The organism is Cocleimonas flava, assembly GCF_004339015.1.
GTDB classification, from domain to species: Bacteria; Pseudomonadota; Gammaproteobacteria; order Thiotrichales; family Thiotrichaceae; genus Cocleimonas; species Cocleimonas flava.
In genome coordinates this window covers 162,876-180,516 of record NZ_SMFQ01000003.1, presented here as the reverse complement: position 1 = coordinate 180,516, position 17,641 = coordinate 162,876, and the positions used below count along the sequence as shown (strand labels likewise).

Genomic DNA, 17,641 nt, shown 5'->3' with positions numbered 1-17,641 from the left:
GTTTTGTGTGTAAGCAATTTACAGCTTTGTGTTATTGAAAACCCCATATCTTTAGTACAAAGCGAAATGGAGGCAGCTTGGATAAGAAGGCAATCCTAATTCTTGAAGATGGAAATGAATTTCATGGCAAGTCTATAGGTTACGATGGTAGCAATGTCGGAGAAGTGGTTTTTAATACTGCTATGACTGGATATCAAGAAATATTGACTGATCCATCTTATGCAAGTCAAATGGTTACATTAACCTATCCCCATATCGGTAACACCGGCATAAACAAAGAAGACGAAGAAGCCGATACCATCTTTGCTACTGGACTGATAGTAAAAGACGTTCCTCGTTTAGTCAGTAACTGGCGCTCAGAAGAATCATTGCCTGACTATTTAAAACGCAAACAAGTAGTTGCCATAGCCGATATAGATACCCGCAGACTGACACGTATATTACGTGAAAAAGGTGCGCAGCGAGGCTGTATCATAGGTGGTATCGAAGGAGCTGCAACTCAGGAACAAATCGAATCAGCCAAACAACAAATTAATTCATTTCCTGGTTTGAAAGGTGCCGATCTGGCAAAAGTGGTTTCAACAAAAGAATCATACGACTGGACTGAAGGCACCTGGAATTTAGAACCAGAAGACAATGTGACCATTGATAAATCATCGGCTGACCATTTTGTTGTAGCTTATGATTATGGAATCAAGAAAAACATCTTGCGCATGCTCGTTGACAGAGGCTGCTTTGTTAAAGTTGTTCCTGCGCAAACTTCAGCGGAAGATGTGTTAGCGATGAATCCTGACGGCGTGTTCCTATCAAATGGTCCTGGTGATCCAGAGCCTTGTGATTATGCAATAGAAGCGATTAAAACGGTTCTAGATAAGAAAGTACCTACTTTTGGTATCTGTTTAGGCCATCAATTGTTAGGCCTTGCTAGCGGGGCTTCAACAGTCAAAATGAAATTTGGTCATCACGGCGCAAATCATCCGGTACAAGATTTAGAAAGTAAAAAAGTAATGATTACCAGTCAGAATCATGGATTCGCTGTTGATGAAGACACATTACCAGCAACATTAAAAACAACGCACAGATCATTGTTTGACGGCAGTTTACAAGGTGTTAAGCGCACGGATTGCCCAGCATATAGTTTTCAGGGACATCCAGAAGCAAGCCCTGGTCCACATGACATAGCCCCAATTTTTGATGATTTTATTGCTTTAATGAAGGAGGCCAAATAATGCCTAAGCGTACCGACATAAAAAGCATCTTAATAATTGGTGCTGGCCCTATCGTTATTGGTCAAGCGTGTGAGTTTGACTATTCAGGCGCTCAAGCCTGTAAAGCCCTTCGTGAAGAAGGTTACCGCGTAATTCTGGTGAATTCTAATCCTGCTACGATAATGACTGACCCGGAAATGGCTGATGCAATTTATATTGAGCCCATTCAATGGAAAACAGTTGCTAAAATCATAGAAAAAGAAAGACCAGATGTTTTGCTCCCAACCATGGGCGGCCAAACTGCATTAAATTGCGCATTAGATCTAGACAAGCATGGTGTACTTGCTGAGTACGGCATAGAAATGATTGGTGCGAAAAAAGAAGCTATTGATATGGCTGAAGACCGCGAAAAATTCCGTGTTGCCATGGAAGATATCGGTCTAGCATCAGCACGCTCTGGTGTCGCGCACAGCATGGAAGAAGCACGTCAAGTCCAATCAGGATTAGGTTTCCCTACTATCTGTAGACCATCATTCACCATGGGTGGTTCTGGTGGCGGTATAGCTTACAACCTTGAAGAATTTGAAGAAATCGTGGCGCGTGGCTTAGACCTTTCGCCAACGACAGAAGTTTTATTAGAAGAGTCTCTATTGGGCTGGAAAGAATACGAAATGGAGGTTGTTCGTGATCAGGCTGATAACTGTATCATCATCTGTTCTATCGAAAACCTTGACCCAATGGGAATCCATACTGGTGACTCAATTACGGTTGCACCTGCACAGACATTAACAGACAAGGAATACCAGATATTACGTAACGCATCTCTAGCGGTACTTCGTAAAATTGGTGTTGAAACTGGCGGCTCTAACGTACAGTTCTCAATCAATCCAAAAGATGGTCGTATGGTGATCATCGAGATGAACCCACGTGTTTCTCGTTCATCTGCACTTGCATCTAAAGCTACAGGTTTCCCTATTGCTAAAATAGCGGCGAAACTAGCGGTTGGATTTACTTTAGACGAGTTGAAAAATGATATTACGGGTGGTGCAACACCAGCATCATTTGAGCCAACGATAGATTATGTTGTAACCAAAATTCCTAGATTCACATTTGAAAAATTCCCGAAAGCAGATTCACGTTTAACCACACAAATGAAATCAGTGGGTGAAGTGATGGCGATTGGCCGTACCTTCCAGGAATCTTTCCAGAAAGCACTACGCGGTTTAGAAACAGGCATAGATGGCTTAGATGAGAAAGTTGACCTTACTGATGAAAATGCAATCGACGAATTACGTCGCGAATTAATCGCAGCAGGTCCAGAACGTATCCTTTATGTCGGGGATGGCTTCCGTTATGGCATGAGTCTGGAAGAGTTGTTCGACCTTACTGCAATTGATCCATGGTTCTTAAGTCAAATTGAAGAAATTATTGAATTAGAAAACTCACTCAAAGGGCGTTTACCGAGCAGTATTGGCAAAGATGAAATGTTCGACCTGAAACGCAAAGGTTTTGGCGATAGACGTTTGGCCACTGTGTTAAACGCTAAAGAAAAAGAAATACGCAAACTACGTCAAAAATTAGGTGTGAGACCAATCTACAAAAGAGTAGATACCTGTGCAGCAGAATTCTCTACAGATACTGCATATATGTATTCTAGCTACGACGAAGAATGTGAAGCCAAGCCAAGTGATAAAGATAAAATCATGGTATTGGGTGGCGGACCTAATCGAATCGGCCAAGGTATTGAGTTTGATTACTGTTGTGTTCACGCAGCTTTGGCAATGCGAGAAGATGGCTATGAAACGATCATGGTTAACTGTAACCCTGAAACCGTTTCTACCGATTACGATACCTCAGACCGTTTATATTTTGAACCACTGACTCTGGAAGACGTGCTTGAAATCGTAGATTTAGAGAAACCTAAGGGCGTCATCGTACAATACGGTGGGCAAACACCTCTAAAACTCGCTGAAGCACTAGAAGCGAACGGAACTCCAATTATTGGTACAAGCCCAGACTCTATCGATTTGGCTGAAGACCGTGAGCGTTTCCAGCAAATGATTGAGAAACTAGGTCTTAAGCAACCACCAAACAGAACGGCCAGAAGCACAGAAGAGGGCGTAAGGCTCGCAAGTGAAGTAGGTTACCCACTTGTTGTTAGACCATCTTATGTTCTTGGTGGTAGAGCAATGGAAATAGTCCACAACGAAGATGATTTACGCACTTATATGCGAGATGCTGTTCAGGCGTCTAATGATTCTCCGGTATTACTCGATCGCTTCCTGGATGATGCTATTGAAGTGGATGTAGATGCAATTTGTGATGGCGAGAATGTGCTTATTGGCGGCATCATGCAGCACATAGAACAAGCGGGTGTTCACTCTGGTGATTCAGCATGTTCATTGCCCCCTTATTCTTTGAGCGAAGAAATTCAGGATGAGCTACGTGAGCAATCACGCAAAATGGCTTTAGCCTTAAATGTTGTAGGCTTAATGAATGTACAATTCGCGATCAAAGATCAAGATGTATACGTTCTTGAAGTAAACCCTAGAGCATCTAGAACAGTTCCTTATGTTTCTAAGGCCACAGGACGACCTCTAGCCAAAGTTGCAGCACGTTGCATGGCAGGCACATCACTTGATGAGCAAGGGATGAGAGAAGAAATAATACCTACGCATTTTTCGGTTAAAGAAGCTGTATTCCCGTTTATCAAGTTCCCTGGTGTAGATCCTATTCTTGGCCCTGAAATGAAATCAACGGGCGAAGTTATGGGTGTTGGTAAAACCTTTGCAGAAGCCTTTGGCAAATCACAGCACGCAGCCAGTATCGATTTCCCTAAACAGGGCGGAACAGCCTTTTTAAGTGTGAGAGAAAATGATCGTGAAGCAGTGCTAGAAGTTGCGAAACTTTTACAGGATCTTGAGTTCAAACTTGTTGCCACTCGTGGTACTGCACGTGCGTTAAAAGAAGCTGGTTTTGAATGCGAACAAATTAACAAAGTGAGAGAAGGACGTCCTAACATTGTTGATTTGGTTAAAAATGAACAAGTTAATTTAATTGTAAATACCACCGAAGGTAAAAAGGCGATTGAAGATTCATTTGAGATCAGACGTGAAGCATTGCAAGGTAAAGTTACCTATGCCACCACCATCACAGGGGCTTGGGCGCTATGTCAGGCAATGACTCATGATGACCAAGAGCAAGTTTATAAACTACAAGACTTGCACTAGATCAATAATGTAATCGTCTTACTTAACAACACTAAGAAATAAAGTACAAAGGAATTACCTCATGGATAGACCACCAATTACAAGTGTAGGTGCTGATCGTTTAAAAGAAGAACTGAATGTTCTTAAAACGATTACCCGTCCTCAAATCGTTGAAGCAATAGCTACAGCTAGAGAACACGGTGACTTAAAAGAAAATGCAGAATACCATGCTGCTAGAGAGCAACAGAGCTTTGCAGAAGGACGCATTCAAGAATTGGAATCCGTTCTTTCTACTGCCCAGATTATTGATGTCACCAATTTAGGTGTCGAAGGTAGAGTAGTTTTTGGTGCAACTGTTGAACTTGAAGACCTTGATACAGAAGAAACTGTCACCTATCAAATAGTCGGTGATGTTGAAGCTGATATTAAATTAAATCTTATCGCTGTGTCTTCACCAATCGCCAGAGCATTGATTGGAAAAGAAGAAGGCGATGTAGCAACCGTTAAAGCACCTGCGGGAATACGTGAATACGAAATTGTAGATATTAAATATATTTAAACAATTTTAGTGAGTCTTTTGATTTATCAAAACGCATTCACGTTTTAATTAAAATAATAAGAGATACGGAATGTATCTCTTATTATTTAACAGGCTTTAATTAATGACACCCACAACAACAATAATAGATTTACTTCGTCATGGCGAAGTGGAAAATGATGCCGTATTCTGCGGCAGCACTAACGATACGCTTACCGATGCCGGTTGGCAGAAAATGGTAAAAGCCCTCGATAATAAAGGCAAATGGGATTTAATTGTCTCTGCCTCTCTAGAGCGTTGCCAGGAATTCGCACAACTCATCGCAGAAGAAGATGATATTGACCTAGAAGTCGATGATAGTTTGAATGAAATGGACTTTGGACATTGGGAAGGCTTGTGTCCGGAACAGATCATGAAAGAGGAAGGAGAGCTTCTTAACGCATGGTGGCAATCACCCACTAGAGTATCACCACCTGAAGGTGAAGACTTTCACATATTTCAATCGCGCGTTTTGGCATACTTCAAAAACATTATCGAAAACAACCAAGGCAAACGCATTTTATTTGTTAGCGATACAGGCCCGATTCGATTAATCATTATGTATATTCTAGGTATGCAGGATGAAAACCTGTTTCGTTTAAATGTCGATTACGCGTGCTTCTCTCGCCTACACATTTACCACGATGAAGTGGGTGAAAAAGGGTGTCTGATTAAACACGGCTAACAACTGATGTTAATAACAACTTTTTTGCTATTAACATAAATATCTATAACTACACCCCCTACTTACAGGCACTTTTTTAAAAGTGCCTTAACAAATACAGCTTAACAATCATCTTTCTACTGGTTTCTTTAGCCATAAGTACAAAGATAAGCTGTTTCCTGCTTCACCACGACATCAAAAGAACTATTCGCTTCAACATTAAAGGATTCACCTGCACTAAATACCTGAGACTCACTTGCATCTTTAAACGTTATTTCCAAAGCACCTGTTATTACCGTCATTGTCTCTTTGTCTGCTGTATTAAACACATATTCTCCGACTGACATGACACCTACAGAAGCAGGAAGTGTCTCAGTTTGATAAGCGATTGATTTAACTTTTCCATCAAAATATTCATTTACATCTAACATACTTATTTCTCTTTTGATCACAATAAAAATGACTCTGCAGTTTAACAGAATCAATATTTAAACCAGAGAATTTATCTAAATCTATCCACGTTTTACTCAACAAACTGTATACTTTGCGCAGTTTATTTTTAACTCTTTCACATTTTACACAGCGAGCATTACATGACAATTAAACGGATAGGGCATCGATATACTGATGCAGCAAGCGGCAAAACAATCGACACATGGTTTCCACGTACCAATAAAGAAATAGCTAGAAGCTGTCTGGCTTTAAAAGTTGGCCTATTGAAAAGTGATTTTGTAGAAGTTGAAATTGAATCATTAGATGACGCACCTAAATCTGTAGAAGAAGCCTATTTGCGCTTACATCTATTATCAGAATGTCAGGTTAAACCAAACAGTTTAAATCTAGACGGTGTATTTGGCTTATTGGCGAATGTTGCATGGACATCAGCTGGCCCTGTTCTTCCAGGCGAAGTAGAAAACCTACGCGGTTTAATTGCGGAAGAAAATCACCAACTTAGCGTCACCTCTATCGATAAATTCCCTCGCATGACAGATTATGTGATTCCGGAAGGTGTACGCATTGGTAACGCTGACCGTATTCGTCTAGGCGCGCATTTAGCTTCTGGTACTACAGTAATGCACGAAGGTTTTGTTAACTTCAATGCAGGTACGCTCGGTGACTCCATGGTTGAAGGCAGAATCAGCGCCGGTGTTATTGTTGGTGAAAATTCAGACATTGGCGGTGGTGCATCCATCATGGGCACTTTATCGGGTGGCGGCAAGCAAGTTGTCTCTATGGGTAAACGTAACCTGTTAGGCGCGAATGCAGGTTTAGGTATCTCTTTAGGCGATGACTGTATTGTAGAATCTGGTTTGTATCTGACAGCGGGAACTAAAGTAAAAACACCTGATGGTGAAATTGTCTCAGCACGCGATTTAACAGGACAATCTGGCTTATTATTCAGAAGAAACAGCCAAACTGGCGCGGTAGAAGCGATTACCAGTGATTCTTCAGTATGGGGTGGATTAAACAGTAGCCTGCATAGCAACGATTAAATGTCTGGCTAAAAAAACTGCCTCAAAGTAGGGGGGTGCCTTTTTATTTATGCTAATTAAATAAGCACCTTTTCTACAAACAAAAGCGCTCATATAGAGCGCTTTTTTAATGTTTGGAATATCTTCAGATAGATGATTTCATTATTGAGACTTGATAAAAGCACGTAAACGTTCTGCGCCTTCTATACATTCTTCAATTGTAGCCACTAATGCCATCCTAATTCTATTTTCACCCGGATTCACACCATCGACGCTTCGAGCCAAATAACTGCCCGGAACCACTTTAAGGTTTTGCTGCGCATAAACATCTCTTGTGAATATTTCATCATTCATTTGCACATCAGGCCAAAGATAAAAGCCCGCTTCAGGTTTGTCTACCTCAAGCACATCACCCAAAACATCTAAAACCGCATCAAATTTCAAACGGTATTGATCTCTATTTTCTTTAACATGTTTTTCATCATTCCACGCTGCAATACTCGCCATTTGAATAGGTTGAGACATCGCACACCCGTGATAGGTACGAAACAACAAAAACTTCTTTAAGATCTCGGCATCACCAGCGACAAAGCCAGATCGTAAGCCGGGCGCATTAGAGCGTTTCGAAAGACTATGGAAAACCACGCATCGTTTAAAGTCAAGATTACCCATTGTCGCAGCCACTTCTAATAAACCTACAGGTGGCTTTTCTTCATCAAAATAGATTTCCGAATAACACTCATCACTGGCAATAATAAAATCATGCTTTTCTGCTAATTCGATTAATTGCACGATTTGTTCTGCATCAACAACTGATCCAGTCGGATTTCCCGGGCTACATAAATACAGTAACTGACAATCATCCCATTGCGCAGGAGTAACCTTAGAAAAATCAGGTGAGAAATTTGTTTCTTTGGTGCACGACAAGAACACCGGTTTAGCGCCAGAGAGAAAAGCCGCACCCTCGTAAATTTGATAAAAGGGGTTAGGCATTAAAATTGAGGCGTTTGGTTTAGTGTTATCCACCACTGCCTGGGCGAATGCAAATAATGCTTCTCGTGTGCCATTAACGGGTAGAATATTTTTATCTTCTGTTATATTGCTTTGACCAAGATTAAATCGCTGTATCAACCAGTGTTTAATTGACTCTCTGAGTTCAGGAGAACCAGCCGTTAATGGATAATTTGAAAAACCAGATAGGTTTTGTTGAACAGCTTCTAGTATAATATCCGGCGTCTTATGTTTTGGTTCTCCAATAGCAAAAGATATCAGGTCTTTTGTTGCTGGTTCTACACCTTGATAGAGCTCTGCAATTTTTTGAAAAGGATAAGGGTGTAATTGATTTAAATTAGGATTCATCGCAAAATATTAGGACTATTTATCGGGCTACTGAGTATATTGTTAATTGATAGGATATTCACGTGTTAGTGGTAAATAGAGTTTTTAAATAAATAAGTTACAAGATATGGTCTATAAGTAGGGGGGTGCATCATTAATATTATTAATATGATTATTAGAAACTTAACTTTTAATCATCTGTATTTAAAATTAATTGATGAACTTTGCGGCTGTAGCTTGACACTTTTCCCCAAGCAAACTAAAAACCGTATAGGCATATGACCTCAACTAGGAATTTATTCAAATGACAGAAAACGTAGACAACAATAATAATAAAAACATACAACAAGACACAGTATTCGATGGGGATAACGCAGCTTATCTTGAGATGCTTTTTGAAAGTTATTTACAAGACCCTAATTCTGTAAGTGATGGATGGAGAAGATATTTTACTGATTTACCTGTACCTGCTGATTTTACCAACGGTGCGACTCACTCGGTTATGCGCGAGCAATTCAGCAGAAAAAAGCTACATGCTATTCAAACTGCTACTCCAGCCAATTACGGTGAAATTGAAGCAGAACGTCAGCAAGTGCATGTTCTTCAGCTGATTAACAACTATCGCTCTTTAGGACATTTAGTCGCCTATACAAATCCTTTAAGAGGCGATGAAGTAAAAGCGAATCTACCAGAGCTTACCCTACAAAACTTTGGTTTAGATAAAGTTGATAAAGATACGGTTTTCGATCCTGGTACTTTCCAGATGAAAGAAAAACCTACTCTGGATAATATCTTCCGCGCGTTGAGACATACCTATACGGAAAGTATTGGTATCGAATATATGCATATTCTCGATACAGAAGAAAAACGCTGGATTCAAAGCAGAATTGAACCCTGTGAAGCTCGACCAAATTTCAATAACGAAAAGAAAAGCGAATTGCTTGATGATTTAGTCGCATCTGAAACACTAGAGCGTTACTTGCATAAGAAATACGTTGGTCAAAAACGCTTCTCACTGGAAGGTGGTGAATCTTTAATTCCGATGTTGAATGAAATCATTCATCATTCGGCTGAGCAGAATACACGTGAAATCGTTTTGGCAATGGCCCATCGTGGTCGCTTGAACGTACTGATTAATGTCATGGGTAAATCACCTGAAGAACTATTCAGTGAGTTTGAAGGTAAAAAAGTTGAAGAACTTTCAGCGGGTGACGTGAAATACCATCAGGGCTTCTCTTGTGATATAGAGACTAGCCATGACCCAATGCACTTAACGTTGGCATTTAACCCATCTCATCTTGAAATCGTTTCTCCTGTTGCTTGTGGTTCGGTAAGAGCTAGACAAGAACGCAGATCAGAACGTGAAGATGACCATAACGGCAAAGTAATTGCTGTATGTGTACATGGTGATGCTGCATTCGCTGGCCAAGGCGTAGTTATGGAGTCATTCAATATGTCTCAAACTCGCGGATACACGATTGATGGAACAATTCATATTGTTGTTAACAATCAAATTGGTTTTACAACCAGCCAACAATACGACAGTAGAAGTACCTACTATGCAACTGATGTTGCAAAAATGGTTAATGCGCCGATCCTTCATGTTAATGGTGATGACCCAGAAGCTGTTGCGTATGCTGCTCAGGTAGCCTTAGATTATCGATTACAGTTCAATAAAGACGTTGTTATTGATTTGGTTTGTTATCGCCGTCACGGCCATAACGAGGCTGATGAACCAGCAATGACGCAACCTGTTATGTATTCTGCAATTCGTAGCAAGAAAACAACTCAGGAATTGTATGCTGCAAAATTAGTGAATGAAGGTTTACTGTCTGAAAATCAGGCTGCAGAAAAGATTCAAGCTTACAAAGACAAACTAGCTGCAGGTAAACCAGCTGTTGAAACACTAGACTATAGCAGTGTTCCACCACACCTTATTGTCAATTGGGAAACCTATCTCGGTAGAGAATGGACAGCAAAAGCGGATACCCGCTTTGACCTAAAAACTATGCAGGCAATGGTTAAGCGTTTCCATAATGTACCAGAGCACATGGTCATTCATCGCCAGATCAAAAAGATCTTGGATCAGCGCAATGAAATGGCAGAAGGCAAACGCCCTGTAGATTGGGGTATGGGTGAAACATTGGCTTATGCTACATTGGTTAGTGAAGGCTATGATATTCGTATTAGTGGTCAGGATAGTGGTCGCGGTACATTCTCACATCGCCATGCTGTACTTCACAATCAAGAGAAAAGACAAGCGTGGGTTCCACTTAAACACGTAAGTGATAATCAAGGTCGTTTTACAGTAATCGATTCTGTTCTTTCAGAAGAAGCAGTACTTGCGTTCGAGTATGGCTTTGCTACTACGTCTCCTAACACGCTTAATATCTGGGAAGCGCAGTTTGGTGATTTCGTTAACGGCGCTCAAGTGGTTATTGACCAATTCATTAGTTCTGGTGAGCAAAAATGGGGCCGCCTATGTGGCTTGGTTATGTTCTTACCACATGGTTATGAAGGCATGGGTGCAGAGCATTCATCTGCTCGCCTGGAACGTTTCATGCAGCTTTGTGCAGAAGACAATATGCAGGTATGTGTACCAAGTACACCGGCTCAAACATTCCACATGTTACGTCGCCAAATGCTTAGACCGTATCGTCGTCCGTTAATCGTAATGACTCCTAAGAGTCTGTTACGTAATCCTGCTGCTGTGAGTACCATGGAAGAATTAGCAGAGGGTAATTTCAAAACCATTATTGATGACGAGAGATTCTCTCAATCTAAACAGGATGTAGAACGCGCTGTTATGTGTAGCGGAAAAGTTTATTACGACCTTCTGGCTAAATCTGAAGAAGAGAACGTTAAAAACATTCCGTTAATTCGATTAGAGCAGCTTTACCCACATCCGGAAAAGTTACTGAAGAAGATATTAGAGTCTTATCCTAATTTGAAAGAACTGGTTTGGTGTCAGGAAGAGCCTCGCAACCAGGGAGCATGGGATAGCGCGAAACATAGATTTAGAAAGTTTGAAGATAAATACACTGTAACTTGTGTAAGTAGACCTAGTGCTGCAGCACCAGCCGTTGGATCACATAAAGTTCATCTTCAACAACAAAACGAATTAGTACAACAAGCACTTAAATTAGAGACAAAATAAATGACTATAGAAATACGAGTACCACAATTACCAGAGTCAGTTAGTGACGCTAGCATTGCTGCATGGGTTGTTAAAGTAGGGGATTCAGTTACAGAAGACCAAAATCTTTTGGAATTAGAGACTGATAAAGTTGTGTTGGAAGTACCAGCACCTGCTGCAGGCGTAATCACCGAACTAAAAGTAGAAGAGGGTGACACAGTTCTTGCTGGAGACCTTCTTGGTATTATTGATGAAACTGCTACGGCTGCACCTGCTGCTGAAGTTACAGAATCTGCTAGTAGCCCAGCTGCTGGCGATGATGCAAATGCAAGCCCATCTGTTAGAAAGACCATGGCAGAAAATGATCTTTCTGGTTCTGATGTTGCCGGTAGTGGTAAAAATGGTCGTATCCTTAAAGGCGATGTAGAAAATCATCTACAAAAACCAGCTGCGGCTGCACCAGCAGCTAAATCTGCGCCTAAGATTGATACCATGCTAAACACTGAAGGTAGAGAAGAGCGTCGCGTTCCAATGACTCGTCTACGCGCTAAAATTGCTGAGCGTCTACTCAGTGCACAACAAACTTCAGCTATCTTAACTACGTTCAATGAAGTTGATTTAACTGAAGTCATGCGATTACGTAAGAAGTATCAGGATCGTTTCACTAAAGTTCATGATATCAAGTTAGGCTTTATGTCTTTCTTCATTAAAGCGGCAACGGAAGCACTTAAGCGTTACCCTGAAGTAAATGCAAAAATCGATGACGGCGATATCATCTATCAAGGTTTTTATGATATCGGTGTAGCTGTTTCATCTGAACGTGGATTAGTTGTTCCAATCCTTAGAAATACAGATGGCATGGGCAATGCAGACATAGAAAAAGCGATTGCTGATTACGCGACTCGTGCACGTAGCGGTCATCTTGAGCTTAATGAATTAACTGGTGGTACGTTCTCTATCACTAATGGCGGTACTTTTGGTTCAATGCTTTCAACACCAATCTTGAATCCACCACAAAGTGCTATCCTGGGTATGCACAACATTCAGCAACGTCCTATGGCGATCAATGGTGAAGTTGTGATTCGTCCTATGATGTACTTGGCGCTTTCATACGATCACCGTCTTATCGATGGACAAGCGGCAGTAAGCTTCCTTGTTAAGATTAAAGAATTACTAGAAGATCCAGCTAGTTTGTTCTTAGAGCTATAAGATCAGTGTCTTTAATGTTGAGTGTTTAACTTAGCTCAACTCGTTAAAGATGCTGTATTTTTTAACCTGTTTACATTATGTAAATAGGTTAAAAAAAGGCTTATAAGTAGGGGGGGTGTATACATCCCCTTTTTATATTGAGGATGACCATATTAATTTGAATCTAAAGCACAGCTTTCACTGCACTTTAGTTTTTTAGTAATTTACAGCGAAATTAACTTTATTAAGAGAGCCACTGGTCAAACGTATGAGTCTGGGGTTTTCTGATTTAACTATAGACCCTACAGGCAAGCTAGCTGTATCAATTTTTATAATAAAATGTCTGTTAAACCTGGAATCAACCACATTATCTGGTAAGTGATATCTACCATAACCATCTGTTTCTAATACCAGCCCAGTGACTGTCGCCAAACGAACTCCGGGTATTCCATTCTCATTTTTATCTTGAATGCCATTATTGTTTTGGTCGTGAAATACTTTTCCAATTACCGTAGCATTTGTCGGTAATTCCGAAGTTTCCGCTGCCATAGCAACATTAAATGCACCTAATGTAAACAAGATACAAACGGATAATAATTTAATCAGTTTTTTTGATTTTGCGTTTAAAGAAACGATTTTTCTTTCTTGAATACTGGCAGTTTCTTGAGCATTAATATCATATTTCATTCTAGATTCCCTTCCAGTAAATTATATAGCAATAGATTTGCTACCGTCTGTCCAAAATAAAGACATAAATTAAACAAATCTAGCCGTCTAACTACTAACTGTATGAGAGAGATGATGATCGGTAACTAAAAGATATTTGATAATCTTGCTTCCCATTAAATCACTAAGTTATCAATATTTTATGACATAAGTGCTAAATAAATCCCCATTCATCTAGTAATCACTTACGTATATATCAGAATTGTTTAATATGATAACGAACGTAATTACAATATTGCCTAATATGCTAACGATTAGGCGGCATTAACGTATTTAGTAATCATCCTTGATGGCTATTTATACGTTAAGCATTGCTTAGTAATAACAATACTTAGTAACTAAGTAATATAGAAATAATAAATTAAAATTTTAAGGTTAACAATTAATGTCAGTTCTTACAAAGCAGACTAACAATACGCATTTGCAACCCATTGATGGGAAGGTACTAGCTATTCCCACTTCTCAGCAACAAGCGCCAATGCTTGAGACTCCCAAAGAGATGTCAATGCGAGACATATTTGGAATTCTGAATCGTCGTAAATTCACGATACTGCTAACACTTCTGGCTGTACTAGCTTTAGCACTGCTTTATACCTTCTCAACCAAACCAAGCTTTCGTGCAAATGCGATTATTCAAATAGAGAGAGAAGGTGCTGAAATTGTTAGTTTTGGTAATACTCAACAAACTTCTACTGGTTATTCAGAGAATGATCCCTTCTTTAGAACACGATATGAGATGTTACGAGGCCGGGTTATTGCACAACGTGTAATTGAAGACCTAAATCTGGAAAACAGTCTTGTCCCTAAGCAAACAGAAGAATCTAGTTTTTCTTTATCTAAGCTATTAAAAACTATCGGACTTGCTGAAGATAAGCCCAAACTAGCTAATAACAATCAAACAATAGACTACAGTGCTGTTTTTCTAGAAAACCTATTTGTACAACCTATTGGTGGAACACATTTAGTTGAAGTATTTTATGAGGCATCATCGCCACAAGAAGCTAAAGCAGTTGTTACAAGCCTACTTGATAATTTTATTAAACTGCAAATTGAAACGAAAAGTGAAACTGGTGAATACGCCAAAGAATTTCTCACTAAACAAATCGAAGACGCAGGTGATCGTTTACGTTCTGCTGAAGAAACCCTGGTTAAATATGCAAATGAAAATGGCATATTAGGTGTTGATGAGAATCAAACAAGACAAGTTAAAAAATTAGAAAATCTAGACAATGCACTGGTTCAGGCTGAGATACGTCGTATTGAAGCTGAAAGCTTATATCTACAAATGAAAAAAGCAGGAAGTGTTTCGACTGTTTTAACTAACCCCGTTATTACGAGCCTTAAGGCAAGACTTGTTCAGTTAGAAGGGGATTATCAGGAGATGCTTAAAACATTTAAGCCAAATTACCCTGATATGAAACGATTACAACAGCAAATTAATTCTGCTAGAGGCAAGTTACAAAAGGAAATGGGAAATATTCAGCGTTCTATGGAAGCTGACTATAGAGCTGCAAAGCGCCAGGAAGATAAAATCCGTTCTGAATTGGGGCAATTCAATTCAACCATGCGTGACTTACAGGATAGCGGCGTCGACTATAATAACTTGAAACGTGAAGTAGAAAGCAGCAGTAAAGTTTACAATAGCCTTTTGCAGCGTAGAGAAGAGGTGAGTGTGGCTTCAGCTGCAAACACCAGCAGCATCAGCATTGTTGAACCTGCTGTATTACCTGTAAATAAGTATCGACCACGCCCAAAAATGAACATTATGCTTGGTTTACTTTCAGGTTTGATTCTTGGTCTGGCATTTGCATTTTTACGCGAATCATTAGATCAAAGCATTAAGTCTTCTGATGATCTTGAAAAAGTAACAGGTTTACCAGTATTAGGTATGATTCCTCGGGTAACCAAATCTTCAATGAAAAAACAATTAGATTTAATTGCTCATAAAGTGCCGCATTCACCAGCGGCCGAAGCATACAGAATATTAGCCACCAATATACGGTTAATGTTCAATAACGAATCTGAACACGTCATGTTAATTACCAGCATACATTCTGGTGAAGGCAAAAGTACTACTGCAACGAATATTGCCTGTTCTTATGCTCAAATGGGTAAGAAAGTACTGTTAGTAGATGCTGACATAAGAAACGCTTCTATCCATACTAAATTAGAAATAAACAACAAAAGAGGGCTTAGCCACTATTTAAAAGGTGAAAGTGACCTCGTTGGAATTACTCAGCCAGTGAAAAGTATTCCAGGTTTATACGCCATAACTGCTGGAGATTATGAAATTGACCCAGTTAGCTTATTAAGCCATGAAAGAATGTCTTATTTGACTACTCAGGGTTCAACCATTTTTGATTATGTAATAATCGATGCTCCACCTATTACAGGCTTCGCGGATACACTTGTATTATCTTCTCTTGCTACATCGACTTTAATAGTTGCGCAGGAAGATAATTTAGAGGCTCGAACAATCAAAAATGTATTAGGTCAGTTAAGACGTGTCAAAAACAATGTGTCAGGTTTTTTATTGGTTAATGTTAAAAACCCAAGTGTGAATGCGAAATACTATTCTAAATATCATTCTAAGAAGAAACAAAAAGCTTTGCTTGAAAATAAGAAACTAAAATACGCTTAAATATATTGAAATAAAGGATGTTATTTTAATGTATCGGTTACAACCTATACATTGAATAAATAATAGGTAGAATTAGCGCATGCTATTTCTAAAGCCAATATTCAGGACTATTATATTATCAATAATTTTAGCATTATTGATAATATATCTAGGTATCAAATATCACTGGAGTGATTATTTGAAGGCTGATAAAGCAGATAATATTAGTCCTTTAGCGATTCCTCCAATAAGTAATGATAATTTAAACAATTCTCAAATTAGTCATCAAAACTCATTAGAAACCGAAGTTTTCAGACCAGAAATAATTCCTTTGAATGATCCGCTCAGTGATAAAGGGGACTTGATCACTAGCATGACCAAAGACCAGGTTGAATTACACTGTAAGTCTCTATTAAACAAGACAATAAAAAGTAAAGATCAGCTCAGTTTAGCTGTCGTAAACTGTATGGTAAGTAATTATCAAGAACCGCTTCAATCAGTGCATGATACGAGCTATTTAAAAAAGAAGGGAACCCTTCGAATTGCCTGCCAAAAACAATTCAGACATACCAATTATTCACAAATAGAAAAACAATTGTTAATAGGCATGTGTATTTCAGACAAGATCACTCAATAAGTCATTCAATAGTTTATTCTGAATAAGCAATATCTTTTAATACTTTTGCATGTACCTCTTTATTGCTACACGCTAAAACGGTTCTCGTATCTAGACTCAATTCATTGCCAGTCAAGTCAGTAAATATGCCTCCGGCCTCTCTAACAATTACCGCTAATGCAGCAATATCAAGAATATTGACATCAGACTCAAGAACAATATCAATTTTTCCACTTGCTAACAGATGATAATGGTAAAAATCACCATAGCCTCTAATACGATTTACACTGGCTACTAAATCACCAACATTATTCCATTGAGGGCTTTTAGCGATAGACGCAATATTCCCAAGAGAAAGCGTAGAACCCTTGACGGTATCTATATCACTGACAGTGATTTTCTCTCCATTTAGCCAAGCTCCTTCTCCTTTTTCAGCGTAAGCCATTTCTTCGAATTCAGGGCTATTAGATACGCCTAAAATTAATTCCCCATTTCTCATTAAAGCGATTTGAGTAGAAAAGAATGGGTAGCGGCGTACAAAGCTTTTAGTGCCATCAATAGGATCAATTAACCAATTGTATTCAGCATCTTCATTAACTTTTCCAGTTTCTTCACCATAAAAACCATGATCAGGAAAAGCATCAAGAATTATTTTTTTAATCGTTTTTTCTGTTTCTACGTCAGCTATAGTGACAGGTGTTTCATCAGGTTTAATTTCTATTTCGAACTCACCTGCATAATACTTTTTAATAACTTCTTGTGCGGCTTGCGCTGCTTCTAAGGCTGTTTTTAGAAATGGACTCATGATAAAAATCGTAGTTTTGTAGGAAAGCGAATATTATACTGATTTTGATATTGTTTAGTATGATTGTTAGTTAATAACCACA

The 17,641-nt window shown here is 39.2% G+C and carries 13 protein-coding genes; 9 read left to right on the top strand and 4 right to left on the bottom strand.

What is annotated here, in order from left to right; translation table 11 throughout:
- Positions 1–77 precede the first annotated feature (77 nt).
- The 4 genes from carA (at position 78) to EV695_RS06930 (ending at position 5,679) form a co-directional block, all read left to right on the top strand.
- Positions 78–1,229: a glutamine-hydrolyzing carbamoyl-phosphate synthase small subunit gene (gene carA, locus EV695_RS06945; protein WP_131905233.1), complete on the top strand. Its 1,152-nt coding sequence runs from the start codon at positions 78–80 to the stop codon at positions 1,227–1,229.
- The gene (gene carB, locus EV695_RS06940) at positions 1,229–4,438 is read left to right on the top strand and encodes a carbamoyl-phosphate synthase large subunit (RefSeq protein WP_131905232.1); all 3,210 of its coding nucleotides are present in this window, start codon (positions 1,229–1,231) and stop codon (positions 4,436–4,438) included. The genes carA and carB overlap by 1 nt, the downstream gene beginning before the upstream one ends.
- 61 nt (positions 4,439–4,499) lie before the next feature.
- The gene (gene greA / locus EV695_RS06935; protein ID WP_131905231.1) at positions 4,500–4,976 is read left to right on the top strand and encodes a transcription elongation factor GreA; all 477 of its coding nucleotides are present in this window, start codon (positions 4,500–4,502) and stop codon (positions 4,974–4,976) included.
- 103 nt (positions 4,977–5,079) lie between these two features.
- Positions 5,080–5,679 carry a histidine phosphatase family protein gene (locus EV695_RS06930; RefSeq protein ID WP_131905230.1) on the top strand — a complete coding sequence of 200 codons (600 nt, stop codon included), beginning with the start codon at positions 5,080–5,082 and terminating at the stop codon, positions 5,677–5,679.
- Positions 5,680–5,807: 128 nt separating this feature from the next.
- On the opposite strand, the gene ppnP is transcribed toward EV695_RS06930, so the two are convergent.
- Positions 5,808–6,089: a pyrimidine/purine nucleoside phosphorylase gene (gene ppnP, locus EV695_RS06925; protein WP_131905229.1), complete on the bottom strand. Its 282-nt coding sequence runs from the start codon at positions 6,087–6,089 to the stop codon at positions 5,808–5,810.
- 162 nt (positions 6,090–6,251) lie between these two features.
- On the opposite strand from ppnP, the gene EV695_RS06920 reads away from it, so the two are divergent.
- Entirely contained in the window at positions 6,252–7,151 is a 900-nt protein-coding gene (locus EV695_RS06920; protein WP_131905228.1) for a tetrahydrodipicolinate N-succinyltransferase N-terminal domain-containing protein, read from the top strand.
- Positions 7,152–7,292: 141 nt separating this feature from the next.
- Here the strand turns inward: EV695_RS06920 and dapC are convergent, their stop codons facing one another.
- Entirely contained in the window at positions 7,293–8,489 is a 1,197-nt protein-coding gene (gene dapC / locus EV695_RS06915) for a succinyldiaminopimelate transaminase (protein ID WP_131905227.1), read from the bottom strand.
- Between the two features lie 283 nt (positions 8,490–8,772).
- Between dapC and EV695_RS06910 the strand changes: the two genes are divergently transcribed.
- Together EV695_RS06910 and odhB are read left to right on the top strand one after the other, a co-directional pair.
- Positions 8,773–11,625, top strand: a complete 2,853-nt coding sequence (locus EV695_RS06910; RefSeq protein WP_131905226.1) for a 2-oxoglutarate dehydrogenase E1 component — start codon at positions 8,773–8,775, stop codon at positions 11,623–11,625.
- Positions 11,626–12,813 (top strand): 2-oxoglutarate dehydrogenase complex dihydrolipoyllysine-residue succinyltransferase, encoded by a 1,188-nt coding sequence (odhB, locus tag EV695_RS06905; RefSeq protein ID WP_131905225.1) that lies wholly within the window; start codon positions 11,626–11,628, stop codon positions 12,811–12,813.
- A 195-nt stretch (positions 12,814–13,008) separates the two neighbouring features.
- Here odhB and EV695_RS06900 read toward each other — a convergent pair whose 3' ends face one another.
- Complete coding sequence (locus EV695_RS06900; RefSeq protein WP_131905224.1) at positions 13,009–13,479, bottom strand: hypothetical protein; 471 nt, start codon at positions 13,477–13,479, stop codon at positions 13,009–13,011.
- 424 nt (positions 13,480–13,903) lie between these two features.
- Here EV695_RS06900 and EV695_RS06895 point away from each other — a divergent pair, with 424 nt between their 5' ends.
- Positions 13,904–16,159: a GumC family protein gene (locus EV695_RS06895; protein WP_131905223.1), complete on the top strand. Its 2,256-nt coding sequence runs from the start codon at positions 13,904–13,906 to the stop codon at positions 16,157–16,159.
- A 178-nt stretch (positions 16,160–16,337) separates the two neighbouring features.
- The gene (locus tag EV695_RS06890) at positions 16,338–16,775 is read left to right on the top strand and encodes a hypothetical protein (protein WP_131905222.1); all 438 of its coding nucleotides are present in this window, start codon (positions 16,338–16,340) and stop codon (positions 16,773–16,775) included.
- A 13-nt stretch (positions 16,776–16,788) separates the two neighbouring features.
- On the opposite strand, the gene EV695_RS06885 is transcribed toward EV695_RS06890, so the two are convergent.
- Positions 16,789–17,559 carry an inositol monophosphatase family protein gene (locus EV695_RS06885; protein ID WP_131905221.1) on the bottom strand — a complete coding sequence of 257 codons (771 nt, stop codon included), beginning with the start codon at positions 17,557–17,559 and terminating at the stop codon, positions 16,789–16,791.
- Positions 17,560–17,641: the final 82 nt, after the last annotated feature.

Coding starts and splice junctions, on each gene's coding strand:
- carB (WP_131905232.1), top strand. CDS start 1,229: ATGCCTAAGCGTACCGACATAAAAAGCATCTTAATAATTGGTGCTGGC.
- greA (WP_131905231.1), top strand. CDS start 4,500: ATGGATAGACCACCAATTACAAGTGTAGGTGCTGATCGTTTAAAAGAA.
- EV695_RS06930 (WP_131905230.1), top strand. CDS start 5,080: ATGACACCCACAACAACAATAATAGATTTACTTCGTCATGGCGAAGTG.
- ppnP (WP_131905229.1), bottom strand. CDS start 6,089: ATGTTAGATGTAAATGAATATTTTGATGGAAAAGTTAAATCAATCGCT.
- EV695_RS06920 (WP_131905228.1), top strand. CDS start 6,252: ATGACAATTAAACGGATAGGGCATCGATATACTGATGCAGCAAGCGGC.
- dapC (WP_131905227.1), bottom strand. CDS start 8,489: ATGAATCCTAATTTAAATCAATTACACCCTTATCCTTTTCAAAAAATT.
- EV695_RS06910 (WP_131905226.1), top strand. CDS start 8,773: ATGACAGAAAACGTAGACAACAATAATAATAAAAACATACAACAAGAC.
- odhB (WP_131905225.1), top strand. CDS start 11,626: ATGACTATAGAAATACGAGTACCACAATTACCAGAGTCAGTTAGTGAC.
- EV695_RS06900 (WP_131905224.1), bottom strand. CDS start 13,479: ATGAAATATGATATTAATGCTCAAGAAACTGCCAGTATTCAAGAAAGA.
- EV695_RS06895 (WP_131905223.1), top strand. CDS start 13,904: ATGTCAGTTCTTACAAAGCAGACTAACAATACGCATTTGCAACCCATT.
- EV695_RS06885 (WP_131905221.1), bottom strand. CDS start 17,559: ATGAGTCCATTTCTAAAAACAGCCTTAGAAGCAGCGCAAGCCGCACAA.